This is a genomic window from Stenotrophomonas sp. 99219_Sma (genome assembly GCF_056480785.1).
Map to the genome: position 1 here is coordinate 2,780,772 of NZ_CM151117.1, position 22,747 is coordinate 2,803,518.

Genomic DNA, 22,747 nt, shown 5'->3' on the forward strand with positions numbered 1-22,747 from the left:
AATATATCTTGTCCTGTGCCAGTGTATCCCACCCTGGCCATCCTGCATTGGAGGTGCCCGCATGCCCCTTGCCGCTGCCGACTGGCCCGTCGCCCAGTCCGTTGAACAGATCGCCGCCAACCTGGTCACGGTGCGCCAACGCATCGCCGATGCCTGCGCGCGCGTCGGCCGGGACCCGTCCAGCGTGCGCCTGCTGCCGGTCAGCAAGACCGTCGATGACGCCCGCATCCGCATGGCGGTGGCCGCAGGCTGCCGCGAACTAGGCGAGAACAAGGTGCAGGAGGCGCAGCGCAAGGCCGAAACGATGGCCGACCTGGGCGTGCACTGGTCGGTGATCGGCCATCTGCAGACCAACAAGGCGCGCTACGTGGCGCGCTTTGCCAGCGAGTTCCAGGCGCTGGACAGCCTGCGCGTGGCCGAGGCTCTGCAGCAGCGCCTGCAACTGGAAGACCGCACGCTGGATGTGTTCGTGCAGGTCAACACCTCGGCCGAGCCGAGCAAGTACGGACTGGAACCCGACGCGGTCGAGGCCTTCGTGCAGCAGCTGCCGGCCTTCGATCGCCTGCGTGTGCGCGGCCTGATGACCCTGGCCATCTTCACCCCCGACGTCGAGCGCGTGCGCGCCTGCTTCGTGCGCCTGCGCGAACTGCGCGACCAGCTGCAACGCACCGCCCCGCCCGGCCTTGACCTGTCGCAGCTGTCGATGGGCATGTCCGGTGATTTCGAAGTGGCCATCGAGGAAGGTGCCACCGTGGTCCGCGTCGGCCAGGCCATCTTCGGCGCCCGCGCCACCCCGGACAGCTTCTACTGGCCGAACAGCGGAGCCCCGGCATGAAGCACGCAGTCGTTCTGCAACACGTCGCCTTCGAAGACCTCGGCACCCTGCAGCCTTTGCTGTTGGCACAAGGCTGGCAGCTGCAGGTGCTGCAGGCCGGCGTCGATGCGCTCGATCCGGCCGAAGTGGCCGACCTGCTGGTGGTGCTGGGCGGCCCCATCAGTGCCAATGACACAGAGACCTATCCCTTCGTCACCGACAGCATCGCCCTGCTGCAGCGCCGGCTGCAGCAGCAGCGGCCAACCCTGGGCATCTGCCTGGGTGCACAGCTGATGGCGCGCGCACTCGGTGCCAGTGTCGCTCCCAGCGGCGGCAAGGAAATCGGCTTTGCGCCACTGCTGCTGACCGATGAAGGCCAGCGTTCACCGCTGCAGGCCCTGCAGGGCATTCCGGTACTGCATTGGCATGGTGAGGCGTTCGAGCTTCCGGCCGGTGCACGCCGCCTGGCCAGCACGCCGGCCTGCCGTCACCAGGCCTTCGCCATCGGCCATCACGCGCTGGCCCTGCAATGCCATCCGGAACTGGACGCGCGCCAGTTCGAGCGTTGGCTGATTGGTCACACGCTGGAGCTGGCCCAGGCCGGCATCGATCCGAATGATCTGCGCGCGCAGGCGCGTCGCTATGGCGCACCACTGGCCGCGGCCGCCACCGCGATGTTCGACCATTGGCTGCAGGACCTGCCGGAGACACCGCGATGAACTATCGATTGCAGATCCACCGCGATGGCGCCTATTGGGGCCACTTCGACTGCAGCGGCCCTGATGCCCTGCAGCGCATGGACGCCATCGCCGCACAACTGCCTGCGGATCAGGGCTTCCAGTTGAAACGGCAGAAAGGTGTTGGCGAAGAGCGCATCCTGTCCAGCAATGCCGACGGCCTGCGCGTACTGGCTTCGCAGATCCAGTACCGCGACCTCTGACGATCGTCACGGTAGTGCCGGCCGCTGGCCGGCATTCGAATCTACCGGCCAGCGGCCGGCACTACCCCGGCTGTTCGGCCGCGTGCGAAGCTTCACCGATGCTGACCCTGCAACGCGGCAACCACCACGGACTGCTCATCGCCCCGCGCTGGCCCTCCACCCGCATCCAACTGGAAGAAGAGGTACTGCAACGCCTGCTCGACGCGCAGGCAATGCTGCCTGTGGGGCTGCGGCTACTGCTCACCCGTGGCTTCGAACCCAGCCACAGCCGTCTCGGTGGCTTCCGCCGCCTGGTGCGTCGGCTCGGCATCACCCTCTTCCGTGCCTGTTATCCGCAGCGCCAGGATGAAGTCGACGCCATCTTCGGTGCCAACGGCCACGACATCGATGGCCGTCATGTCGATGTCTCACTGGTACTGCACGGCAAGCGGCTGCGGCTGCTGCCCCTGGGCGTGTTCACCCCGCCGCGCTGGCAGCACCGCCGCATCGCCCGGTATGCCGAGCCGGTCGCACGAGCGAAGCGCAGCCTGCAGCACTGCGGCTTCGAGCTGCATCACAACCCCACCGAAGCGCTGCAGATCCACTGCGATTACCCCCCACGATGACCCCCGCGGCTGGCTGCGCATCGTCCGCCGCTCGCCTCGTTGATGCAAATGATTCTCTTTTGCTGTAAGGTGCAGCCGCTGCCCTTGCCGCCGCGGGCTGTTCCCTTTCCCAGTTGTCGCCCGCCCCGTGTCCACGCCTGTCGAACCGACGGATGTCGCGCAGCTGTGCGCGGCCCATTACCGGCCGCTGCACGCCCATGTCCGCCGCAAACTCCCGCAACGCAGCGACGCCGATGACGTCGTCCAGGAAACCTGGCTGCGTGTCGTCAAGGTCGCCGCCAGTGGCCTGCTGATCAATGGCCGCGCGTACCTGTACCGTGTTGCCCACAACCTGATTGCCGACCATTACCGGCAACGCCAGCGCCGTCGCGAAGAAGCGCTGGATGACACGCAGTTGCATGCCATCGCCGATCCTGCGCCGCTGCCCGAGCAGCGACTGCTCGACGCCGAACAGCTGCGCCACCTCGACGCGATCATCGCCGCGCTGCCACCGCGCTCGCGCCAGGTGTTCCTGCTGGCGCGGGTTGAACAGTTGGCGCTGGCCGAGATCGGGCGCCAGCTCGGCATCAGCCGGCAGACCGCGCATGGCCATCTGCTGCGCGCACTGGTCGCCCTGCAGCAGGTGCCCGGCGCATGAGCCTGGACGCGATCGCGCGCGAAGCTGCACGCTGGTGGCTGGACGGGCACGACGGTGGCCGCGACGAGAACGCGTTCGAGCAGTGGTACCAGGCCGACCCTCGCCATGCTGCGCAGTACCAGCATCTGCAACACCTGTGGCAGGCCGGTGCGACGCTGCCCAGCCTGCAGCGGCAACAGCAGCGCAGGCAACGCCGTCGCCTGCGCGAAGCCGGCATTGCGGTTCTGTTGCTGTGCGCGCTGGGTCTCTACAGCCGCCATGTGTCGCCGCCCGTAGCGCAGGTCCTGCGAACGGCCGCTGGCGAGATCCGCGAGGAGACCCTTCGGGATGGCTCGCATGTCCTGCTGTCACCCGGCAGCGAAGTGAAGGTGCGCATCGATGGGCAGCGCCGCCAGCTCCAGCTGCAGCGCGGCCAGGCCTGGTTCCAGGTCGCCGCCGATGCCGACCGGCCCTTCCAGGTGCATACCCCACAGGGCACCGTCACTGCACTGGGGACCGCATTCGATCTTGCCGTGCAGGGCAACAGCAGCGTGGTCACCGTTACCGAGCATCGCGTGCGCGTGGACAGCGGCAACGTCAGCATGCTGGCTGACCACGGCGAACAGCTGCGCTTCGATGGGCAGGCAACAGCCCATGCAACAACGACCGCCCCCGGAGCATTGGCCTGGCGCGAGCGGCGCCTGCATTGGGTCTCGGCCCCACTGGCCGACGTCACGCAGGGCCTGGACCGCTGGCATGGCGGGCACACGTGGGTCGTCGGCGAGCAGCTGCGCCAGCAGCCGGTCACCCTGCTTGGCAGTGCCGACGGTGCGGCCGGCAACCGCGACCAGTTGGCCACTCAGTTGCAGGTGCGCGTGCTGCGCCTCGGCGCGGGCATACAGGTGTGGCTGCCGCCACGCAGGGAACAGCGTGATGGACCCTGACATCCGGCCTGCGGCTGCGTCTACCCAGGATGACGACGCTCTGCGTCAGCCCCTGGAGCCCCCGATGCTGTGCCCCCGCCCCCTTGTCCTCGCCCTGTCGCTGGCCTGTACCAGTGCCCTTCCGCTACTGCCCGGCAGTGCCCACGCACAGACCGCCACCCGTACCTACAATCTGCCCGCACAACCGCTGGCGGCCGCGCTGGACGCCTACAGCCGGCTGACCGGCGTCGATCTGGTGATCGGCGCGGCGCTGCCCGCTGGCCATTCGGCGCCTGCGCTGCGCGGTGACTTCGACGATGCGCAGGCCCTGTCGCGCCTGTTGGCAGGCAGCGGCCTGCGCCCGCGCTTCGTCGATGCGCGTCGTGCCGCCCTGGAGCCGGCACCGGCTGAACGCGCCGATGGCAGCCGTCGCACTGGCCCGCTGCGGGTGCAGGGTACTACCGCACACGGTCAGGCACCGGGTGCCGGCGCCAGTCAATATGTACCGGCCACCCGCGATGGCTTTGCGCCCCCGGTCGGCAGCGAGCGCGTGGCGATGGCCGAACGCCAGGAAGGCAACAGCCTGCTGCGCTCGATGCCCGGCACCCACAGCTTCCATTCGCGCAGCCAGCCGGGCCTGCAGGTCAACATCCGCGGCATGACCGGTGCCGGCCGGGTCAACACCATGATCGACGGTGTCACCCAGACCTTCCGCAACAATGCCGGGCACGGCTCGGGCGGCCCGTTCGCCTATGTCGATCCCTTCCTGCTGGCCGGTGTGGACGTGCAGCGCGGTGCGGTCGCCGGTGGTGATGGCGCCGGCACGCTGGCCGGCAGTGCCAACTTCCGCACGCTGGACATCGACGATCTGCTCGGCGAGGGGCGCGACTGGGGCCTGCGTGCGGGCTACCGCCACGGCAACAACGGCTACGGCAGTGGCCGTACCTTCGCCGGTGCCTGGCGCCACAGCGAAGAGGGTGGCGACCGCCAGTTCGGCCTGCTGGCCGCCGCCAGCAGCAGCCGCAGCAGCGAATACGCGACCGCACGCGGGCAGAAGAACAACGCCGACCCGGGCAGCCAGCAGCCCAGCAGCTGGCTGTTGAAGGCGCGCCTGCAGCCCAGCGACCAGCATCGGCTGGACCTGAGCCACATGCGTTACGAAAACGACTTCTACCACAACTATCCGTGGCAGATTTCCGCGCGCAACCAGCGCGCCAGTTACCACTACACACCCTATTCGCCGTGGATCGACCTGCGTGCGACCTTCGCCAGCAACAAGACCCGGCTGTTCTACCCGCCGGTGGAGGACTCCAGCTACATCGGCCGCCGCACCCACAGCAGCCTTAGCAGCTGGACCGTGGACAACACCAGCCGCTTCGACATCGGTGCACTGCAGGCGCGCTGGAACACCGGCATCAAGCACCAATCGGACATCTATGTGGCCGATACGCCCATCCTGCGCGGTGCCAACCCGCAGGGTCGCAGCCAGCTGGACAGTGTGTTCAGCACGCTGGAGCTGCAGTACGACATCTATGCCCTGACCGCAGGACTGCGCCAGGACCGCTTCGGCATCCGTGGTCACATCCCGGTGTGCTCGGATGTGCCCGGCCAGTGCGCGGAGATCAATGGCGGCGACATCGACGTGCGTCGCACAGAGCGCGCACTCAGCCCGAGCCTGGCGGTTTCACTGCAGGCCACCGACTGGCTGCAGCTGTTCGCCGAGGTCTCGCGCACGTCGCGGCCGCCGCGCGTGCAGGAAATGTTCTTCGAGAAGATCCCGCTGGAGGACGCCAGCGTCGCCGACGGCATCGGCGCCAATCCGTTCCTGCGCCGCGAGCGCTCGCGCAACCTGCAGTTCGGCGCCAACCTCAGCACCGACTCGCTGCTGGTCGACGGTGACCTGGCACAACTGCGGGTCACCCGCTTCGACAACCGCATCCGCGACTACATCAAGCCGCAGTACCTGCTGATCGTGCATCCGCCGGAAGTGGAACCGTTCGTGGTGCCGATCGACAGCGATCCGCAGCTCAATGCCTGGACCGATGTGCTGGACGCCGACGACTTCAGCGCCACCACGCGCTGGATGAACCACCCCGGCGTGGTGCGCATGCGCGGCATCGAACTGGAAGCCCATTACGCCAGCGAGCACTACCACGCCACGCTGAGCTGGACCCGCTCGCGCACCAGCGCGCCGGCCATCGAGTTCGTCAACCTGGAAGACATCACCGCCCTGCCCGACCGCTACTGGACGCTGGACGTGGGCGGCCGCTGGTGGCAGCAGCGCGTGCAGGCCGGCCTGCGCGCCGAATACTCCGGGCCCACCGAAGAAGGCTACGACTTCTTCCAGACCCGCAAGACCGGCGGCACCGGCGTGCTGCTGGACTTCTACGCCAGCTTCAAGCCGCAGGCCAACACCACGCTGTGGCTGAACATCGAAAACCTGCAGAACAAGGCCTATGACAACAATGCCTCGATCGACAGCATCTTCAGTCCGATTCTGGACCGCGGCAACGGCCGTGGCCGCACCGTCTCGATGGGCGTCAATGTGGCGTTCTAGCCGCCACTGGCTGCCGCTGTGCCTGCTCGCGCTCGCGTCGATGGCCAGCGCGCAGCCGATGCCCGGCAAGGTGCTGGACCTCGCCAGCGGCCAGACCCTGGACGAAGCTGCGTTCGTGAAGCGCGCAGCGAACGCTCCGCGACTGCTGCTGGGCGAACGCCACGACCTGGCCGGTGACCACGCTGCCCAGCGCTGGCTGCTGCACGCGCTGCAGCAGCAGCGTCCACAAGGCGCGCTGGTGCTGGAGATGATTGCCAGCGAACGCCAGCCGCGCCTGCAGCGGGTGCAGCGCTGGCTGGCCAAGGGCAACCATGCCGACGGTGCACGCCTGCAGGAGCTGCTGGGCTGGGATACACGATGGCCGTGGACCGCCTACGGCGGGCTGGTGCAGGACGCCACCGCTGCCGGCATCCCCTTGTTCGGCGGCAATCTCGCGCGCGTCGAGGTCAACGCCCACCTGGCGTCCGCTGATGCAGTGCGGTTCCCGGTGCCCGCCGCCCGCCAACGCCTGTCGGATGTGGTTCTGGCCCAGCACGCAGACGCGGCACCGATGCTGGAAGGGATGCTGGCCGTGCAACAGGCCCGCGACACGCGCATGGCACAGGTGCTGACCGCAGCACCCGCACCCGCGCTGCTGGTAGCCGGTCGCTGGCATGTGCTGCGCGGCACCGGGGTGCCGGGCTACCTGCCACCGGATACGCCTGCGCTGGCGATCGCATTGGCCTCGCCGGGTGAAACCGTCGGTGCTGCTGATGCCGATCTGCTGTGGGTGCTGGACGATGAGTGAGCGCGGCCAACACTGGCAGGCGATCGTGATCACCGTCGTCCTGCACCTGCTGCCCCTGCTGCTGTTGGTGCACTGGGTTGCAATGCCGCCGATGCTGCCACCGCCGGAGCAGGACGTGCGCATCAGCCTGCGCCTGCTGGCACCGGCCACGCCGCCACAGCCCGTAGAGGAGCGCCAGGCCGATACCCCCAGCCAGGCGCAGCAGGCGCGTGCATCGCAACCGACAAAGTCGCCCCCGCCACCGAAGCCCACCGCCGCGCGCGAGGGCGAGTTGGCCGCCAGCGAAACGGGCGGGACGGGTCGAAAGCCGCTGCCGGTCGCCCCGCCTGCGGCCGCGACCGATGCAAGTCCCGCACCGGCATCGATCACGGCCGCGCCGCCCGCTCCAGACGCGCCACCGGCGGACTTCCAGGCCGGCGCCGCCAGCGACCAGTGGGAAGCCCGCCTGATGGCGCGGCTGGAGCGTTACCGCTATTACCCTGCCGCCGCGCGCTCGCGCCGGCAGCAGGGCACTGCCTGGGTCAGGGCCAGCATCGACCGCGAAGGTCGCCTGCTGGCGCTGCGGCTGGAGCAGTCCAGTGGCCAGCCGATGCTCGATGACGCTGCGCTGCAGACCTTCCGTCGCGCGCAGCCGCTGCCGCCCATTCCCGATGAACTGAAGGCACCGCAGGAACTGGTGGTGCCGGTGGAGTACTACCTGCGCTAGGCGGCGTAGGCCTCCGCCTCGATCTCGAACAGCATGCCGTCCAACGCCAGTCGCGGCACCGGGATCAGCGTGCAGGTGGGCGCCGCGCGGTTCGGCCAGCGCCGTCGCACCTGGTGGGCAATGATGCCCAGCCGGTCCTCATCGTGGTCGACCACCAGGATGCGCAGCCGCGCCACATCGGCCAGACTTGCCTGCGCCGATCGCAGCGCGGTCTGCAGGTTGTCCAGCGCCTGCCCGACCTGTTCTTCGAAGCTGGGCGAGAGGCGGCCCTGGGCATCTTCGCCGCCCTGCCCTGCGACATGGATCACCCGTGCCGGCAGGCGCACCACCGCCACGTGTGAGTAGCCGTTGGCCGAAGGATCGTAGAGGCCCGGTGGATTGAACAGTTCCAGCAGGCCATGGCTGAGGTCCGGTGTGGTCAGCAGGTTCATGCCGCGCGCCTCGTGGGGGATGCCGGCAGTCTGTGACCTCAACTCCGGTTGAGGTCAAATGGGTCCTGTGCAACAGAGTAGTCCGCCATGCGCAACGATCGCGCGTTCCCGTGGACTCGAGCCTGCTCGACTTCCACCGACCAGAAGCAGTCGAGCAAGCTCGACTCTACAGAAGCGTGGTCACGTCCACGCTGGGTCTGCGGTGAAATCAATGGTCAACCAGAACGTGCTGCCCCGCGCATCCAGCCGCACTGCAATCTCGTCACGCATCGCATCGACCTCGCCCACTGAACCCAGCGGCGTGGCCGGGTCGGCCAGCACGTGGATCTCGATGAAGCGCATCCGCCCCATCTTCGCCACATGGCTGGTGAAACCGGCATAGCCACGCTCGGCGACGAACGCCTGCATCACCCGCTGCACGCGCCGGTCCAGATCATCCGGTGCCACCTGCAGCACTTCGCGCATGGCCTTCCAGGCACCCCGCGCCGGCACCGGCAACACCGCCAGGCTGATCAACGCCAGCACGATCGAATCCAGGTACGGCACCCAGTGATGCCACTCGCCACCGTGCAGGACCAGCGCCAACACAAAGGCCAGTACCACTGCCAGGCTCATCAACCCGCCCAGCAGCCAGCCCCGTACATCCAGCCACAACAGCGCGGAGCGCAGATGCCGCGCCCGCTGCGCGACGAACGCCGCCATCGCCAGGTTGCTGGCACTCAGCAACGCCGCCCACCACAGCGCGGGCCCGAACTTCACTTCGTGCCCGCCCGTGGTCAAACCGATCACGGCGTTGGCCAGCGCATACACGCAGGCCAGCGACAGGATCACACCGCCCAGCGCCTCGACCATCGGCTCCAGGTGCCAGTAGCCGTACTGGAAGCGCGGGCTCTGCTCCCGCGCCACCAGCCGCAGCACCGACAACGACACCAGGGTCAGGGCGACATCGACCAGGCTGTACACGCCGTCGAACAGGATGGCCTGCGATCCCACCAGCAGGCCACCGATGAAGCCGACCGCGCTCACCGCCAGGGTGACCCCGATCGAGAACGTCAGGATGCGTTGCTCGCGCGCGGTATCCATCGTTCGCCGAACGGCCGACCGTTGCCGGTCAGGCCTTCAGCACCTCCACCTTGTACGAAACCGCATCACCCTCCTGCTCGATGATGAGCCCGTGCACGTCCGACTCGAAGCCCGGGAAACGCGCATTCTGCTCGCGGGCGATGCGCAGCGACTGGATGATCGGCTCGTCGCTGTCACCGAAACGCTCACCCGGCATGATGGTCGGGATGCCCGGCGGGTACGGCACCAGCATGGTCGCCGCAATGCGGCCACTGATCTGCTCGATGTCGACCCGTTCGATCTCGCCCTTCACCAGGTGGTTGTAGGCATCGGCCGGGGTCATCACCGGCGTCGGCAGATCCACGTACATCTCGCGCATCACCTTGGCCACGGCGAATTCCTGGTTGAACGCATGCAGCGCGTCGCACAGGTCACGTAGGCCCCAGCCGGCGTAGGCATTCGGATAGTCGGCGGCCAGCGTCGGCAGTGCCTGGCTCAGCGGCGCATTGCGATCGTAGAGCTCCTTGAACGCCATCAGCTCGGTGACCAGGGTGCTCCACTTGCCCTTGGTGATGCCCATCGAGAACAGGAACAGCACCGAGTACAGGTTGGTCTTCTCCACGGTGATGCCGCGGCCCCACAGGAACTTGCTCAGCACCGCCGCCGGGATGCCCAGCTTGCCCATGCTGCCGTCCATCGCCAGGCCCGGCGTCAGCAGGGTCACCTTGATCGGATCGATCAGCACATAGTCATCGACCAGGTTCTCGAAACCGTGCCAGTGCGCATCCGGCTGCAGGTACCACTCCTCGCGCTTGGCCACCAGCGGCGCCGGTGTATCGCCCTTGTCCAGGCTGCGCTCGACCTGGGTCGGCTGCCACACGCTGAACCACCAGTCGTCGCGACCGAGGTCGTCGCGCACGTGCAGCATCGCGCGGCGGAAGGCGATGGCCTCGTCGTGCATTTCCTGTACAAGCGAGCGGCCCGCGTCGCCTTCCATCATCTTCGAGGCCACGTCACAGGCCGCGATCACCCCGTAGTGCGGGCTGGTCGAGGTGTGCATCATGAACGACTCGTTGAAACGCTCGGCATCCAGGTTGCGCTGCGCCGAGTTGCGCACGTGGATCATCGACGCCTGCGAGAACGCGGCCAGCAGCTTGTGGGTGGAATGCGTGGTGAAGATGATCGCATCCTGCTCGCGCGGCTTGCCCTTGGCCATGCCGTAGTGGTTCTCGTAGAACGGATGGAACGCAGCATAGGCGTACCACGCTTCGTCGAAATGCAGGAAGTCGACCGCGCTGCCGATCTCGTCGGCGATCTTCTCGGCGTTGTAGCACAGGCCGTCGTAGGTCGAGTTGGTGACCACCGCGATGCGCGGCTTGGAGCCGGCCTTGTAGGCCTGGCTGGCCAGCGGGTTGGCAGCGATGCGCTGCTGCAGCGACTCCGGCGTGAACTGGTCCAGGCTGATCGGGCCGATGATGCCGTGCGCGTTGCGGCTGGGCGTGAAGTACACCGGCACCGCACCGGTCATGATCAGCGCGTGCAGCAGCGACTTGTGGCAGTTGCGATCGACGAACACCACGTCACCGCGCGCCACCGTGCCATGCCAGACGATCTTGTTGGCGGTGGAGGTACCATTGGTGACGAAGAAGGTATGGTCGGCACCGAAGTTGCGTGCGGCCTCGTTCTCGGCGTCCTTGATCGGGCCGGTGTGGTCGAGCAGCGAACCCAGTTCCGGCACCGAGATCGACAGATCGCTGCGCAGGGTGTTCTCGCCGTAGAACTGATGGAATGCACGACCGACCGGCGACTTGGTGAACGCCACGCCGCCGGCATGGCCTGGCGTGTGCCAGGAGTAGTTCGACTCGGCCGCATGGTGGATCAATGCCTTGAAGAACGGCGGCAGCAGGTTCTTCATGTAGTCTTCGGCCGCGCGCATCACCTGCCGCGAGATGAAGCTCTTGGTATCTTCGAACAGGAAGATGAAACCGTGGATGTACTTGAGCAGCTTGCTCGGCACCTTCTCGATGGTGCGGCGCTCGCCGTACAGGAACACCGGCAGATTGGCGCGGCGTGCGCTCTGCTCGCGCAGGAAGGCGGTCAGGCGCTGGAACTCGCCATCCACCTCTTCACTGCCGTCGATCGAGATCAGCACCGCCGAGGCCGCCACGTAGGTGCGGGCACCGGCGCGGGCATCATCCAGGTTCAGGCCGCACAGCACGCGCTGGTCGTTGCTGCGCAGCTCTTCCACCAGGGCGCGGATCAGGATGCCACCGATGCGCGGCGACTCGTAGTCGTTGTCGATGACAATGACCGGGTAATCCAGGGACTTGAAGTACACGTTGATTCTCCTTGACTAACTCAGGAACGCTGGGCGCCGGCGCTGATGGCCGATGCCTCGCGGGCGCGCTGCCGCTGCTGGCGGCGCTCCTCGCTGAAGAAGGGATAGAACACGGTGATGAACAGCACGAACAGGAAGGCGTACTGCACGATGGTTCCCGACGAGCCGTAGATCGCCCACAGGCAGTACACGACGGTCAGGCTGGTCAGTGTCCAGAACGCACCGGTGTGAACCAGAGTGTGCGAACGCTCGACCACGAAGTAGCAGGCCACGCACGAGTAGATGTAGGGCAGCAGAGTCAGCACCACCGCCGCCGACGTGATCACGTCGAACTGGGCCGATGCGGTTTCCGAGGTGGAGGTTACCAGCACCGCCAGGGTCATCAGCACCGCCACGATCAGCACGCCCTTGACCGGCACGTCGTCCTTGTTGGTCTTGCTGAAGATGCTCGGGAACAGGCCATCATCGGAGGCCGCCTTGGCACTCTGTGCGGTCAGCAGGATCCAGCCGCCCAGCGAACCGGCAGCGCCGATGAAGGCACACAGGCTCACCAGCGCGCCACCCCAGCCACCGACGGCCTTGGCGGCAGCCAGTGCAAACGGTGCATCAGAAGTCTGCAGCTCGCCATTGGGCACCATGCCCATGATCACCGACGAACTGGCGATGTAGGCGATGGCAGCCAGGAACACGCCCGCCAGGGTGGCGCGGGCCACGTTCTTTTCCGGATTCTCCACCACGCCGGCAGTCACCGAAGCGGATTCGACGCCGATGAAGGCCCACAGGGTCAGTGCCGCGGCACTGGAGATCGCGCCGAAGTTGGATTCACCGGACACGTTGTAGGCGCCCTTGAAGATGTCGGCATCGAAGAAGAACCAGCCGAAGATGGCGATACCCAGGATCGGCACCAGCGCGAAGCTGGTGGTGACCGTCTGCACGCGGCTGACGAAGGCCGGGCCGATCATGTTGGCGAAGCTCAGCGCCCACACCAGCACAAGCACCGCGATGCAGCGCACCAGCGGCTCGGACAGGATCGGGAAGAAGTAGCTGAAGTAGCCCACCGCCGCGATAGGAATGGCGACGTTGCCGATCCAGTTGGCGAACCAGTAGATGGTATTGGTCTGGAAGCCCATGTACGGCCCGAACCAGTCACGCGCATAGGCATAGGGACCGCCGGCCTTCGGTGCCAGCTTGCCCAGCTTGGCGAATACGAAGGCCAGCAGCAGCGCACCGGCGGTGGTGATCAGCCAGCCCCAGATCGAGGCGGTGCCGATCTTGGCCAGACTGGACGGCAACAGGAACACGCCTGAGCCCATCATGTTGCCGGCGACGAGGAAGGTGGCTCCGACCACCCCGATTTTCTTTGCTTCTGCCATGACAATCTCCTGTACTGGCATGAGCCCGGTACAACCGGGCGTGGGGACGGTTACGCTGGCGTACGACCGCTGGCGCCTATTTGATGAAGTTGTATTGCAGACTGCCCTGCACCCGGACCGTGTCGCCGCGCGCGCCGCTCTGCTGTTCCAGGCGGCCGTACAGCAGCTCCATGCCCATCGTCCACGACGGTGCCGGGCTCCAGATCAGGTTGAACACGCCGTAGCGGCTCTGCCGGAATGCATCGGCCGCCAGTGCGGCATTCCGCTCCAGGGTCAGCTGGCCGAAGATCAGGTTCGAACGCCACAGCTCGGACCAGTAGTGGGTGTAGCCAACGAACCCACCGTGCAGGTCCAGCGCATCAAGGCGGCCATCGGCACCGACCACCGCGTCCAGCCCGGAGCCGGTCAGGTCGGCGGTGTAACGGCTGAGGCCGCGCCCGCCGAGGGCACCGAACAGCAGCAGGTCGCGCTCGCCTACCGAGGCCGAACCGCTGAGTTGCAGGCCACCGGCCATACGCCGGTCGCGCTCGCCATCGCCGTCATAGGCCAGGCTGCGTGCCACCGCACCCAGCTGCAGGTGGCCCCAGTCGCGCTCCATGCGCGCGGTCACCGTCACGTCGGGCAGGCGGTTCACTGCGGCTCGCTCATCGCTGGCGCCGGCCAGTTCGGTCTTCGGATCTTCGGCGGCGACGGTCAGGGTGTTGCCCTTGCCCATCGCGAAACTGTGGTGGATGCCCGCCACCAACAGGTAGCCGGCACCACCGGGCCCTGCGAAGTCCAATGTGTCAGGCAGGCTGTCCGGATCCATGAAGCTGGAGTAGCCGTAACCGGCGTAGGTATTGCCCAGCTGGCCATAGGCATGGCGCAGCCGGAATTCGTAGCCGTCACTGCTACCGAAGAAGTCATTCTCCAGGTAGAAGCGCAGGTTGCCGTGCGTGGTCGGACGACGCGCCTCGAAGCTGAAGCGGGTCTGCTTGGCATGGATGTTGAAGTTCGAGACATCACGATGACTGCCACCGACCGGCATCGACGAGGGAATGAACTGATCCTCATCCCCCGCTGCACGCGAATCGGCGATGGCATCCAGCTTGGCGTAGCCGCCGATACGGATCACCGTGTCAGTACCCGGAATGGCGAAGAAGCCCTTCAGATCCGGATCGGTCGGGCCGGCCGCACTGTCCGGTCGCGACGCGGCGGTGGACGGATCGGCCACCGATTCGCGCTGCGGCAGCACCGGCTGTGCCACGCCCGGTACCTGGGTGGGGTGCAGCAGGTTGGCAGTGCTGGCAGGCGCGACCACGGCGGCGGGTGCCTGTGCTGTAGCAGGCGCAACGGTTGCGTCGCGCTGCTCAAGGCGGTCCAAACGCTGCTGCATGCCCTCCAGCGCCTGCCGCATGGCCGCAATCTCACGACGCAGCGCCTGCGCGTCCTCCTTGTCATCCACCTGTGCATACGCCGGCGTGATCGCCAGTGCTGTCACACAGGCCAGGCTCAGTACCGCCACGCGCATTGCATCCTCCCTGGACGACCCCTGTTTGCAGCACGCAGACAGGACGCACGCATGCGCCACTCCGGCCTCGTGCTGCCGTTGCTGGAAATGCGGATACTGCGTCGACGACACCGGCCAGCCTGCGCATGGCAGGCAACAGGACGATGACACTGTCCTGCCCGCACCGATGTCGACGCCATCAAGGCCGCGCTGCCAGAGAGGTGGCGACCGCAGCGGTCTGGGTAACAAGCACGGAGTGAGAGTGTCGTGAATGGCTGTGCCAGCCGACCCTGATCAGGGCGTGGCGAGCGCGGCATCCATCGCGCATTGACGCTGTATTCCATGCGTCACAGGCTAATCCGCCTGTCGTTTTTGGCCTTGATTGGAATCAAGGCGGGATGCTTGATGTCAGTCACGATTCAGACGTGACGATGAACCACTGTTGCGCGGGCCCGCAACCGCAATGCCCGCCATGGAATGCGACAGGCCCGCATGCTGCCATGCGGGCCTGCGCAATGTTTCATGGGGCTGGCGCCACTCAGCGCGGGCCAAGCACCGTCTGCAGATCGGCACCCTGCGGCAGACCCGCACGACGCTGCACCTGGCCCTGTGCGTCCTGGAACAGGATGCCCGGTGTGCCCTGGAAGCCCATCTCGATCATCAGCACCTGATTGGCGTCGAGCTTGCCAGCGATCTCGCGGCTGATGTTCGGCAGCGCCTTGATGCCACCGCGATCAAAATCGTGCTCGTTCTGCAGCAGCGCTGCGCTCGGGTCACGCGCGGCAAGGATCGCCGCGGCCTTGGCCGGGCTGTCCTCGCGGATCACGCCGACCATGATGTGACGCAGCTGCACCTTGCCGGCATCGACCCACGGCCGTGCCGCTTCCCAGAACTTGTGGCAGTACGGGCAGTTGGCATCGCTGAAGGTGTAGACCACGCGCGGCGCATCGGCCTTGCCATCACGCACCCAGGCGCTGGCTTCCAGCTTGGTCCACATCTTGGCCGACATCGGCGAAGCCACCAGCTTTTCAACGGCCTCAGCGGCTACATCGTTGCCCTCCGCATCGAACAGGCTGCCGACCAGTACGTGCTTGCCATCAGCGGTGACATAGGCCGCTGCCGGCTGCTGGCCGCCGACCACGCCGGCGAAGCCCCGCAGGCCACCAGGGGCATCGAATTCTGCGACGACCTCGAAACCATGCTTCTCGATGCCCTTCAGCACCGCAGGGCGATCGCCCTTGTTGGCCGTGGCTGTGGCGCTCGCTGCCGGTGCCGCGGCGGTCTTGCCCGGTGGCGTCTGTGCCTGGCTGCAGGCGGCCAATGCCAGCAGGACCGGCAGCAACAGCACCGCAGGAGCGGTGCGCAGGGAAGTCGACAACATGGGAACTCCGTAGTGAGATGCCCGCGCAGGCTACCGCAGCCGGCGCAGTTTGTGTTCAAGACCGGCTGCCGTCAGTTCGCCGAGGTGCAGTTCACGCAGGCGCCCTTCGGCATCGAAGAACAGGGTCGAGGGATAGGCCTGCACGCCCAGCACCGTGGATGCCGCAGCGTCATCATCGAGCAAAACGTTGTGCAGCAGCAGCCGTTCGCGCGCAACGAAACCCTGGACCTCCTCAAGGGTTTCACCCTGGTTGAGGAACACGAACTGCACGTCCGCATGCGCCTGCTGCGCCGCAGCCAGGACCGGCATCTCGCGCCGGCAGGGCCCGCACCAAGTCGCCCAGAGATTCAGCACAAGCGGTTTTCCCCGGAACTGCTGCAGATCCACCCTGCCCCCTTGCAGATCAGCAACCTGCAGTACCGGCAAGGGCATCTGCCGCTCCTGCCATGCGGACAGCAGCTGACTGCCGCCCGCCCATAGCAGCACACCCGCCAACGCCGCGCCCAGCACCGGGGCGCGCAACGCCCGCCATGGGCGCACCCGCCACAGCCCCCATGCCGACCCCGCAACCAGGACAACCACCAGGTGGTAGCCACCATCGGCAATCTGCAGAATGCTCCACGGCGCCTCGCGATACAGGGCGAAGTTCAAGGCCACGAAGCTGATGCGACCACACAGCAGGCCCACCAGCAGCATGTCCAGAACCATGCTGGGTGCAGAAGGCAGCGGCATGCCGTCCTTCCTGCGTGGCCACAGACGCGCCACGGCCATGGCAATCACTACGCACACGAGAATCAACACCACCGGCATCGGCACCGGCCCAACGCTCGACATCAGACCACCTGTTCAATCGTCCACTGACTGCATGGTCGAAGTGTCGCGCTCCGGTTGCAAGCGCGACGATGCCGCCGACATCAGGCCGCGCTGCGCCCCAGTTGCATCACCGACGGCGATTGCAGCCCGCGCAGGCTGCCTGCCACCGACGGCATCAAGGGCCGCTCGCGACGCTTGCTGCTGACGTGACGCCGATAGTTGGCCGGCGTCATGCCAACGATGCGCAGGAACAACCGGCGGAAAGCACTTTGATCAGCGTAGCCGACACCCCACGCCACCTCATCGATACCCGCCCCCTGCTGCAGCAGGGTCTGCGCCTTGGCGATGCGCAGCCGTTGGCAGTATTCGATCGGCCGCAGGCCGGTGGCCTTGAGAAACCGCCGCTGCAGTGTGCGCGGCTCCAGCCCGGAGACCTCGCAGATCGCGGCAAGGGTGGCGCCGCGTGCCGCCGTGGTGTGCAGCCAGCGCTGTGCCTTCAGCACATCACGATCGCCATGTGCGAAGTTGGCGCTGAAGCGCTCCAGGTCCTGCTGGATCGTGGCGGGCACGGTGATGCCCAGTTGCTGTGCGACCGCACTGGCCACGCCCTGCCCGTGCAGCCGGTACAACAATCGCAGGCCAAGGAAGCGCCAGGCCTGGGCCCCGCCGACCGTCAGCAGGTCACCGTCATCCACCAGCGCCCGCTCGCTCGGCACCCAGCTCGCGGCCTGCGCCTGCAGGCCTGGATGGCGCCCGAGATCAGGGCCACTGACCGTACGCCCGGCCAGCAACCCGGCGCGTGCCAGCACGCTGACGCCATCACTGGCGGCGGCCAGCAGACTGCCGCCGTCATAGTGCGCGCGCAGCCAGTCCAGCAGGACCTCGTCCGCGCGCAGGCACGCGCCGGCACTGATCTGGCCGGGAACCGCGATCACAGCCGGGATTGCCGCATCGAGCATTTCCGCACCCGCAATACGATGCACCCCGGTCTGGCTGGCCGGCACGATCCAGCGGGTGACCAGCACCCGCTTGAACGGCCGACGCTGCTGCTGGGCCAAGCGATTGGCAACGTGCGCCATTTCGGCCAGTACGGAGGCGGCAGACGGATCACCTCCCGGGTATTCAACCACCGCGATCTCGACGAATCCTTCGTTCCTGAATCCTTCCACAGACCACCTCCTCGGTTCGTTGCAGGCCATCGAACGGCCGGTTCAGGCGAAGGGTAGGAACTGGTCCATCGGCGGGGCTATGAAGAAAGTTGCAAAGTGCGCTGAATGCCCGCACCCGGGCCAAGCCTTGACTCTCGACCAGACTCCAGGCTTCACAATGGTCGGCAGCCCCTGCAGGAATCCGCCATGAACATTGGACAACTGGCCCGCCAGGCGGGCGTACCGATCGATACGGTGCGCTACTACGAACGACAGCAGCTGCTGCCGACTGCGGCCCGCTCGGCGGGTGGCTACCGCATCTTCGGCGAGCAGGACCTGCGCCGGCTGCGATTCATCCGCCGCGCCAAGGCGCTGGGCTTCAGCCTTGAAGAGATCGGCGAGTTGCTCGCATTGAGCGATCGCCACTCGCAGGACATGGGCAGCGTGCGCGACACCGCGCAGGCGCGCCTGCAGGACATCGCACAGCGGATGGCGGAGCTGCAACGCATGCACACTGCACTTTCGCTGCTGGTCGACGCCTGCCCAGGTCACGGCGCGCTGGACCAGTGCCCGATCCTGGCGGCACTGACCGACGACGCTGCACAGCCGAAAGGCGACTGACATCGGCTTCGCAACGCACGTGAAGAAAAGTGCAACAAATGCTTGCCAACCCCCTGGGGCAAGGCTATTATTTCGCTCCTCAGCGACGTGGGGCCATAGCTCAGCTGGGAGAGCGCCTGCATGGCATGCAGGAGGTCAGCGGTTCGATCCCGCTTGGCTCCACCAATCTTTCGGCATTAGGCCGTCGAAAGGTCGCTAAAGAACATTGATGAGAATTGCGTCCCCATCGTCTAGAGGCCTAGGACATCACCCTTTCACGGTGGCGACCGGGGTTCGAATCCCCGTGGGGACGCCACTCATCACGAACAACGAGGACCCGGCCGATAACCGGGTCTTTTTTGTTCACCGCCTACCGGCATTCAGGTTGTGGCGTTGCGGTTCCCCTGCCCTCGTGGTCGCGGTTGAACCGGAACGAAAAAAGCTCAAAAAAAGCTTCCACAAACGTGAACACGCAGGTATGATAGGCGGCTCGGTAACACGGGGCCATAGCTCAGCTGGGAGAGCGCCTGCATGGCATGCAGGAGGTCAGCGGTTCGATCCCGCTTGGCTCCACCACTTTCGACATTAGGCCGTCGAAAGTTCTACAACTTGAAGTTTTTCGTGCGTCCCCATCGTCTAGAGGCCTAGGACATCACCCTTTCACGGTGGCGACCGGGGTTCGAATCCCCGTGGGGACGCCAGTTTCAAAACGGACTCTGCTCCCGGCAGATCATCCGGAGTTTTATTGGGGCCATAGCTCAGCTGGGAGAGCGCCTGCATGGCATGCAGGAGGTCAGCGGTTCGATCCCGCTTGGCTCCACCACTTCGACATTAGGCCGTCGAAGGATCTACAACTTGAAGTTTTCGTGCGTCCCCATCGTCTAGAGGCCTAGGACATCACCCTTTCACGGTGGCGACCGGGGTTCGAATCCCCGTGGGGACGCCAATTCTTTAAAACCCCGGCTTCGGCCGGGGTTTTTCTTTGCCTGTGATTCCTGGGAAGGCCCTATCCACGCATGGCGCGGATCTACTGCAGGGCCGGGATGGATCCGGCGGCCGGTTGGCCCAGTAGATCCACGCCATGCGTGGATGGCTTCAACTCGGCCACACCTCAGAACCGGCGATACATCCCGATCGATGCAGGTGCGGTGGGTGCGAAACCAAACTGCGCGTACAACCGGTGCGCTTCACCATCCGCCAGAAGGCTGACGTATGCCGACGGCGGCAGGTTCGCCTGCATCCAGCCCTCCAGGCGACGCATCACTTCCTTGCCCAGGCCCTGCCCCTGCAGGCGCGGCAACACAGCGATATCGCAGACCTGCAGGTGGCAGCCCCCATCGCCGACGATGCGCCCCATCGCCACCAGCTCGTTACCCTGGTAGGCACACACGCCATACAGGGTATTGGGCAGCGCGCGTGCCGCCGCCTCCTGGCTCTTGGCACTGAGGCCCGCCAGCACACGCAGCTGGCAATAGTCTTCGACCGTGGGCACGGCGTCGCGGAACTGGCAGGCGACGGAATCATTCATGCGCTATCTCCCTGTAGGTCGGGCTATCCTGCCTCATCCATGTCGCAGCTGCTGCGACCCACGCCCGCAGAGTTCCCATGTGCTATTCCGCCCTCATCCGCGCCGACTACGCCAAGCTGGTGCGCGAGTTCGGCGCCATCCTGTCGCTGGAAGAATTCGCGGAGCTGTACGCGCACGATCCTGGCAAGAAGCGCCCCAGAACTCCCAAGGCGATGGATGACGGCTTCGCTGGCGCGCGCACCGAGCAGGGCCGCGACATCGTCGCGAAAATCCAGCAGTGGCATGCGCAGGAACGCCAGGATCTGGAAGCGGAGCTGGCCCGCCAGCGCGAGCGACGCGATATTGCCAATGCCACGCTGGCGACCCGCCCCACCCAGAAGGCACGCAACGACCTGCGCGTGGCCGGCAACCGCATCGATCGTGCGCAGGCTCGGCTGGAAGATCTGCACCGGGTGCAGCTGCTGCCGCGCGACAACCGTATTTTCCCCGGTACCTACGCACCGGTGATGGTCAGCGAGAGCGGCAAACGCGTGATCAAGCCGATGCGCTACCAGTGCCGGCTGCCGGACAAGCCTGCGCGCAACGACGTGCTGTATCCGGGCACCTACAACGCGCGGCGCGACAGCCTGGAAGGCTATTGGCGCGGTGCGTTCGGGCTGCGCCACGGCGTGGTGGTGGTGCAGGCGTTCTATGAGCACGTGCCACGCCATGCCATCGCCGGCCGTACGCTGGGTGCCGATGAGAAGGATCAGGACGTGGTGCTGGAGTTCCGGCCCGATCCCCCGCGCGACCTGCTGCTGGCCTGCCTGTGGGCGGAATGGGAAGGACCGGAAGGTCGCCTCCTGTCATTTGCCACGATCACCGACACGCCTCCGCACGACGTCGCCGCTGCGGGCCATGACCGCGGCGTCGTTCCCATCCGCAAGGAACACCTCGATCCCTGGCTCAATCCCGATCCGGATGACCTGGCGCGGCAGTACCGCATCCTCGACGACCGCGAGGAGATCCGCTACGTATACGAAGAAGCGGGCTGAACACCGCGCACAGATGAAAAACCCCGCCTGGGCGGGGTTCATGGATCAGGGATTGCCGCCGCACATCGCCTCTTCGCAGAAGGCCTGTTCCTGCAGGCATTGTTCGACCTCTCCACCCCGCGCGATGCAGCTCTTGTAGAGCTGGAAACAGGGCTGGCCACACCACGCGGCAGAGGCCGTACCACCGAAGACCGCCATCGAAAGGACACCCGCAGCAACCATGCGCTTGATCCACTTCTTCATGCCACTCTCCTTGTAGGCCTGAGCATTCAGGCCCGGGCAGGATACGCCCACCGCTTCAGCACGCGCCAATCAGGCGCTGGCGCTGGCGCGGCCCACTGCGCGTACCAGCGCTTGGCTCAGATCTGCCGAGAGATAGGGCTTGACCAGCAGCACGCCGGCCAGCATCGGCTCGGGCAGCTGCTCGGCCTGCATCCCGGTGGCCAGCACGAACGGCACTCCGCGCGCCGACAGTGCCGCAGCCACCGGCTCGCTGGTCTCATTGCGGGCCAGGCGGTAATCGAGCAGGGCCACGTCCGGGGTCGACGCCTGCAGCAGGCGCAGCGCTTCAGCCACGCTCGCGGCCAGCCCCACCACCGTCGCACCGGCATGCACCAGCTGCATCTGCAGCAGTGCGGCACTCATCTCGTCGTTCTCGACCACCAGCACCCTCAGGTCCTGCAACACTGTCATCGGCTACCGCTCCTGGAGGCATTCAAGCCGCCGCAGTATAGCCATGACAGGGCCGAAGCCGACAGGACGCGCCCCGATCGGCCTCCCCACTATGAAAGCCGTGCCGACCTCGGTTACACTCGCACGCTGCCTGCCGGTGTGGCGGAATGGTATACGCAGCTGACTCAAAATCAGCCGGGGGTGACCCCATGAAGGTTCGAGTCCTTTCACCGGCACCACTGCATCAAAGGCCAGGTCCCCGACCTGGCCTTTTGCATTTTCAGGACCGGAGCGCCGACACTGGCGACGATGCCAACGCCCGCCCTGCCCACGCTCCCCGCCACCCTGCCCGCACGGCTGCGTCCACTGCACGTGGATGATGCTGCCGCCTGGGCCGGCTATCTCTCGCTGCCGGGCGTGACCGAGCACACCAGCTGGGGCGACGTTTCCGAAAGAGCACTGCGCTGCCAGATCGCCGGTTACCTGCCCACGGCAACGGACCAGCGCTGGGCGCTGGTGGGCGCCGACAGCCAGCTGATCGGCACCGTTGGCCTGAACGGAATCGACCTGTCGCATGGCCGCGGCGAACTTGCCTATGATCTCGATCCGCGCTGGCAGGGTCAGGGACTGGCCACGCACGCAGCACGCGCGGTGCTCGAATGGGGCCATGCCGCACTCGCTCTGGTCCGAATCCAGGCGACTGTCCTGGACAGCAACGCCCGCTCGATCGCCGTGCTGGAACGCCTCGGCATGCAGCGCGAAGGCCTGCTGCGCGCTTACCGGCGGGTTCGAGGACAGCCCCGTGACTTCTGGATGTACGCCCGCGTCGAAGGCTCCGCGTCACCATGCTGAAACACAACTGCGACTTCCGGCAAGCTTTGGAATAGACGCAGCGCACACTTTTCTTGCAAGCCACACGTGCTTCTGCCT

General features: G+C 66.3%; 23 protein-coding genes and 7 tRNA genes. 19 read left to right on the forward strand and 11 right to left on the reverse strand.

Annotation, left to right across the window (positions count from 1 at the left end; genetic code table 11):
- Positions 1–61: 61 nt before the first annotated feature.
- From ACZK13_RS12720 to ACZK13_RS12760, 9 genes are all read left to right on the forward strand, one after another.
- A complete protein-coding gene (locus tag ACZK13_RS12720; RefSeq protein WP_253145286.1) occupies positions 62–835 on the forward strand; it encodes a YggS family pyridoxal phosphate-dependent enzyme in 774 nt (257 codons plus the stop codon).
- Entirely contained in the window at positions 832–1,533 is a 702-nt protein-coding gene (locus ACZK13_RS12725) for a glutamine amidotransferase (protein ID WP_253145297.1), read from the forward strand. Before ACZK13_RS12720 ends, ACZK13_RS12725 begins: the two co-directional genes overlap by 4 nt.
- Positions 1,530–1,754 carry a hypothetical protein gene (locus ACZK13_RS12730; RefSeq protein ID WP_125894569.1) on the forward strand — a complete coding sequence of 75 codons (225 nt, stop codon included), beginning with the start codon at positions 1,530–1,532 and terminating at the stop codon, positions 1,752–1,754. Before ACZK13_RS12725 ends, ACZK13_RS12730 begins: the two co-directional genes overlap by 4 nt.
- 98 nt (positions 1,755–1,852) lie before the next feature.
- Entirely contained in the window at positions 1,853–2,359 is a 507-nt protein-coding gene (locus tag ACZK13_RS12735) for a hypothetical protein (protein WP_253145300.1), read from the forward strand.
- 127 nt (positions 2,360–2,486) lie between these two features.
- Complete coding sequence (locus ACZK13_RS12740; RefSeq protein ID WP_253145302.1) at positions 2,487–2,996, forward strand: RNA polymerase sigma factor; 510 nt, start codon at positions 2,487–2,489, stop codon at positions 2,994–2,996.
- Positions 2,993–3,919 carry a FecR family protein gene (locus tag ACZK13_RS12745; protein ID WP_032129372.1) on the forward strand — a complete coding sequence of 309 codons (927 nt, stop codon included), beginning with the start codon at positions 2,993–2,995 and terminating at the stop codon, positions 3,917–3,919. Before ACZK13_RS12740 ends, ACZK13_RS12745 begins: the two co-directional genes overlap by 4 nt.
- Positions 3,920–3,983: 64 nt before the next feature.
- A complete protein-coding gene (locus tag ACZK13_RS12750; RefSeq protein ID WP_253145304.1) occupies positions 3,984–6,455 on the forward strand; it encodes a TonB-dependent receptor in 2,472 nt (823 codons plus the stop codon).
- Positions 6,442–7,242 carry a ChaN family lipoprotein gene (locus ACZK13_RS12755; RefSeq protein ID WP_253145306.1) on the forward strand — a complete coding sequence of 267 codons (801 nt, stop codon included), beginning with the start codon at positions 6,442–6,444 and terminating at the stop codon, positions 7,240–7,242. Before ACZK13_RS12750 ends, ACZK13_RS12755 begins: the two co-directional genes overlap by 14 nt.
- Positions 7,235–7,948, forward strand: coding sequence for an energy transducer TonB family protein (locus ACZK13_RS12760; protein ID WP_049398426.1), 714 nt, complete (start codon positions 7,235–7,237; stop codon positions 7,946–7,948). Before ACZK13_RS12755 ends, ACZK13_RS12760 begins: the two co-directional genes overlap by 8 nt.
- Here the strand turns inward: ACZK13_RS12760 and ACZK13_RS12765 are convergent.
- The 8 genes from ACZK13_RS12765 to ACZK13_RS12800 form a co-directional block, all read right to left on the reverse strand.
- A complete protein-coding gene (locus ACZK13_RS12765; protein WP_134951330.1) occupies positions 7,945–8,379 on the reverse strand; it encodes a RidA family protein in 435 nt (144 codons plus the stop codon). The two genes, ACZK13_RS12760 and ACZK13_RS12765, sit on opposite strands and share 4 nt — an antisense overlap.
- A 180-nt stretch (positions 8,380–8,559) precedes the next feature.
- Positions 8,560–9,462 carry a cation diffusion facilitator family transporter gene (locus ACZK13_RS12770; RefSeq protein WP_253145308.1) on the reverse strand — a complete coding sequence of 301 codons (903 nt, stop codon included), beginning with the start codon at positions 9,460–9,462 and terminating at the stop codon, positions 8,560–8,562.
- Positions 9,463–9,490: 28 nt separating this feature from the next.
- On the reverse strand, positions 9,491–11,779 hold the full coding sequence (locus ACZK13_RS12775) for an Orn/Lys/Arg family decarboxylase (protein ID WP_006373744.1): 2,289 nt from the start codon (positions 11,777–11,779) through the stop codon (positions 9,491–9,493).
- A 20-nt stretch (positions 11,780–11,799) separates the two neighbouring features.
- Complete coding sequence (adiC, locus tag ACZK13_RS12780) at positions 11,800–13,152, reverse strand: arginine/agmatine antiporter (protein ID WP_006461445.1); 1,353 nt, start codon at positions 13,150–13,152, stop codon at positions 11,800–11,802.
- 76 nt (positions 13,153–13,228) lie between these two features.
- Positions 13,229–14,662, reverse strand: a complete 1,434-nt coding sequence (locus ACZK13_RS12785) for a DcaP family trimeric outer membrane transporter (protein ID WP_346486592.1) — start codon at positions 14,660–14,662, stop codon at positions 13,229–13,231.
- A gap of 517 nt (positions 14,663–15,179) precedes the next feature.
- Positions 15,180–16,022: a thiol:disulfide interchange protein DsbG gene (gene dsbG, locus ACZK13_RS12790; RefSeq protein ID WP_049422839.1), complete on the reverse strand. Its 843-nt coding sequence runs from the start codon at positions 16,020–16,022 to the stop codon at positions 15,180–15,182.
- A gap of 30 nt (positions 16,023–16,052) precedes the next feature.
- A complete protein-coding gene (locus ACZK13_RS12795; protein ID WP_032129380.1) occupies positions 16,053–16,856 on the reverse strand; it encodes a TlpA disulfide reductase family protein in 804 nt (267 codons plus the stop codon).
- Between the two features lie 80 nt (positions 16,857–16,936).
- Positions 16,937–18,004: a GlxA family transcriptional regulator gene (locus ACZK13_RS12800; RefSeq protein ID WP_032129381.1), complete on the reverse strand. Its 1,068-nt coding sequence runs from the start codon at positions 18,002–18,004 to the stop codon at positions 16,937–16,939.
- Positions 18,005–18,190: 186 nt separating this feature from the next.
- On the opposite strand from ACZK13_RS12800, the gene ACZK13_RS12805 reads away from it, so the two are divergent.
- The 7 genes from ACZK13_RS12805 to ACZK13_RS12835 all read left to right on the forward strand — a co-directional run bounded on the left by ACZK13_RS12805 (position 18,191) and on the right by ACZK13_RS12835 (position 19,529).
- Positions 18,191–18,604 (forward strand): heavy metal-responsive transcriptional regulator, encoded by a 414-nt coding sequence (locus ACZK13_RS12805; protein WP_253145312.1) that lies wholly within the window; start codon positions 18,191–18,193, stop codon positions 18,602–18,604.
- An 89-nt stretch (positions 18,605–18,693) separates the two neighbouring features.
- A tRNA-Ala gene (locus ACZK13_RS12810) sits at positions 18,694–18,769 on the forward strand.
- A gap of 54 nt (positions 18,770–18,823) precedes the next feature.
- Positions 18,824–18,899: transfer RNA gene (locus ACZK13_RS12815), tRNA-Glu, on the forward strand.
- A 184-nt stretch (positions 18,900–19,083) separates the two neighbouring features.
- Positions 19,084–19,159: transfer RNA gene (locus ACZK13_RS12820), tRNA-Ala, on the forward strand.
- A 49-nt stretch (positions 19,160–19,208) separates the two neighbouring features.
- A tRNA-Glu gene (locus ACZK13_RS12825) sits at positions 19,209–19,284 on the forward strand.
- Positions 19,285–19,330: 46 nt separating this feature from the next.
- Positions 19,331–19,406 (forward strand) — tRNA-Ala (locus ACZK13_RS12830).
- 47 nt (positions 19,407–19,453) lie between these two features.
- Positions 19,454–19,529, forward strand: a tRNA-Glu gene (locus ACZK13_RS12835).
- Between the two features lie 165 nt (positions 19,530–19,694).
- On the opposite strand, the gene ACZK13_RS12840 is transcribed toward ACZK13_RS12835, so the two are convergent.
- Complete coding sequence (locus tag ACZK13_RS12840; RefSeq protein ID WP_010484960.1) at positions 19,695–20,111, reverse strand: GNAT family N-acetyltransferase; 417 nt, start codon at positions 20,109–20,111, stop codon at positions 19,695–19,697.
- A gap of 77 nt (positions 20,112–20,188) precedes the next feature.
- Between ACZK13_RS12840 and ACZK13_RS12845 the strand changes: the two genes are divergently transcribed.
- Complete coding sequence (locus ACZK13_RS12845) at positions 20,189–21,145, forward strand: SOS response-associated peptidase family protein (RefSeq protein ID WP_253145314.1); 957 nt, start codon at positions 20,189–20,191, stop codon at positions 21,143–21,145.
- 45 nt (positions 21,146–21,190) lie between these two features.
- Here ACZK13_RS12845 and ACZK13_RS12850 read toward each other — a convergent pair whose 3' ends face one another.
- Complete coding sequence (locus ACZK13_RS12850; RefSeq protein ID WP_010484956.1) at positions 21,191–21,388, reverse strand: hypothetical protein; 198 nt, start codon at positions 21,386–21,388, stop codon at positions 21,191–21,193.
- Positions 21,389–21,457: 69 nt separating this feature from the next.
- Positions 21,458–21,838, reverse strand: coding sequence for a response regulator (locus ACZK13_RS12855; protein WP_032129385.1), 381 nt, complete (start codon positions 21,836–21,838; stop codon positions 21,458–21,460).
- 132 nt (positions 21,839–21,970) lie between these two features.
- Here ACZK13_RS12855 and ACZK13_RS12860 point away from each other — a divergent pair.
- Positions 21,971–22,056 (forward strand) — tRNA-Leu (locus tag ACZK13_RS12860).
- Positions 22,057–22,126: 70 nt separating this feature from the next.
- Complete coding sequence (locus tag ACZK13_RS12865) at positions 22,127–22,669, forward strand: GNAT family N-acetyltransferase (protein WP_032129386.1); 543 nt, start codon at positions 22,127–22,129, stop codon at positions 22,667–22,669.
- The last annotated feature ends 78 nt before the right edge of the window (positions 22,670–22,747 follow it).

Coding starts and splice junctions, on each gene's coding strand:
- ACZK13_RS12845 (WP_253145314.1), top strand. CDS start 20,189: ATGTGCTATTCCGCCCTCATCCGCGCCGACTACGCCAAGCTGGTGCGC.
- ACZK13_RS12760 (WP_049398426.1), top strand. CDS start 7,235: ATGAGTGAGCGCGGCCAACACTGGCAGGCGATCGTGATCACCGTCGTC.
- ACZK13_RS12755 (WP_253145306.1), top strand. CDS start 6,442: ATGTGGCGTTCTAGCCGCCACTGGCTGCCGCTGTGCCTGCTCGCGCTC.
- ACZK13_RS12770 (WP_253145308.1), bottom strand. CDS start 9,462: ATGGATACCGCGCGCGAGCAACGCATCCTGACGTTCTCGATCGGGGTC.
- ACZK13_RS12805 (WP_253145312.1), top strand. CDS start 18,191: ATGAACATTGGACAACTGGCCCGCCAGGCGGGCGTACCGATCGATACG.
- dsbG (WP_049422839.1), bottom strand. CDS start 16,022: ATGTTGTCGACTTCCCTGCGCACCGCTCCTGCGGTGCTGTTGCTGCCG.
- ACZK13_RS12840 (WP_010484960.1), bottom strand. CDS start 20,111: ATGAATGATTCCGTCGCCTGCCAGTTCCGCGACGCCGTGCCCACGGTC.
- ACZK13_RS12855 (WP_032129385.1), bottom strand. CDS start 21,838: ATGACAGTGTTGCAGGACCTGAGGGTGCTGGTGGTCGAGAACGACGAG.
- ACZK13_RS12735 (WP_253145300.1), top strand. CDS start 1,853: ATGCTGACCCTGCAACGCGGCAACCACCACGGACTGCTCATCGCCCCG.
- ACZK13_RS12785 (WP_346486592.1), bottom strand. CDS start 14,662: ATGCGCGTGGCGGTACTGAGCCTGGCCTGTGTGACAGCACTGGCGATC.
- ACZK13_RS12795 (WP_032129380.1), bottom strand. CDS start 16,856: ATGTCGAGCGTTGGGCCGGTGCCGATGCCGGTGGTGTTGATTCTCGTG.
- ACZK13_RS12765 (WP_134951330.1), bottom strand. CDS start 8,379: ATGAACCTGCTGACCACACCGGACCTCAGCCATGGCCTGCTGGAACTG.
- ACZK13_RS12720 (WP_253145286.1), top strand. CDS start 62: ATGCCCCTTGCCGCTGCCGACTGGCCCGTCGCCCAGTCCGTTGAACAG.
- ACZK13_RS12850 (WP_010484956.1), bottom strand. CDS start 21,388: ATGAAGAAGTGGATCAAGCGCATGGTTGCTGCGGGTGTCCTTTCGATG.
- ACZK13_RS12750 (WP_253145304.1), top strand. CDS start 3,984: ATGCTGTGCCCCCGCCCCCTTGTCCTCGCCCTGTCGCTGGCCTGTACC.
- ACZK13_RS12865 (WP_032129386.1), top strand. CDS start 22,127: ATGCCAACGCCCGCCCTGCCCACGCTCCCCGCCACCCTGCCCGCACGG.
- ACZK13_RS12730 (WP_125894569.1), top strand. CDS start 1,530: ATGAACTATCGATTGCAGATCCACCGCGATGGCGCCTATTGGGGCCAC.
- ACZK13_RS12725 (WP_253145297.1), top strand. CDS start 832: ATGAAGCACGCAGTCGTTCTGCAACACGTCGCCTTCGAAGACCTCGGC.
- adiC (WP_006461445.1), bottom strand. CDS start 13,152: ATGGCAGAAGCAAAGAAAATCGGGGTGGTCGGAGCCACCTTCCTCGTC.
- ACZK13_RS12745 (WP_032129372.1), top strand. CDS start 2,993: ATGAGCCTGGACGCGATCGCGCGCGAAGCTGCACGCTGGTGGCTGGAC.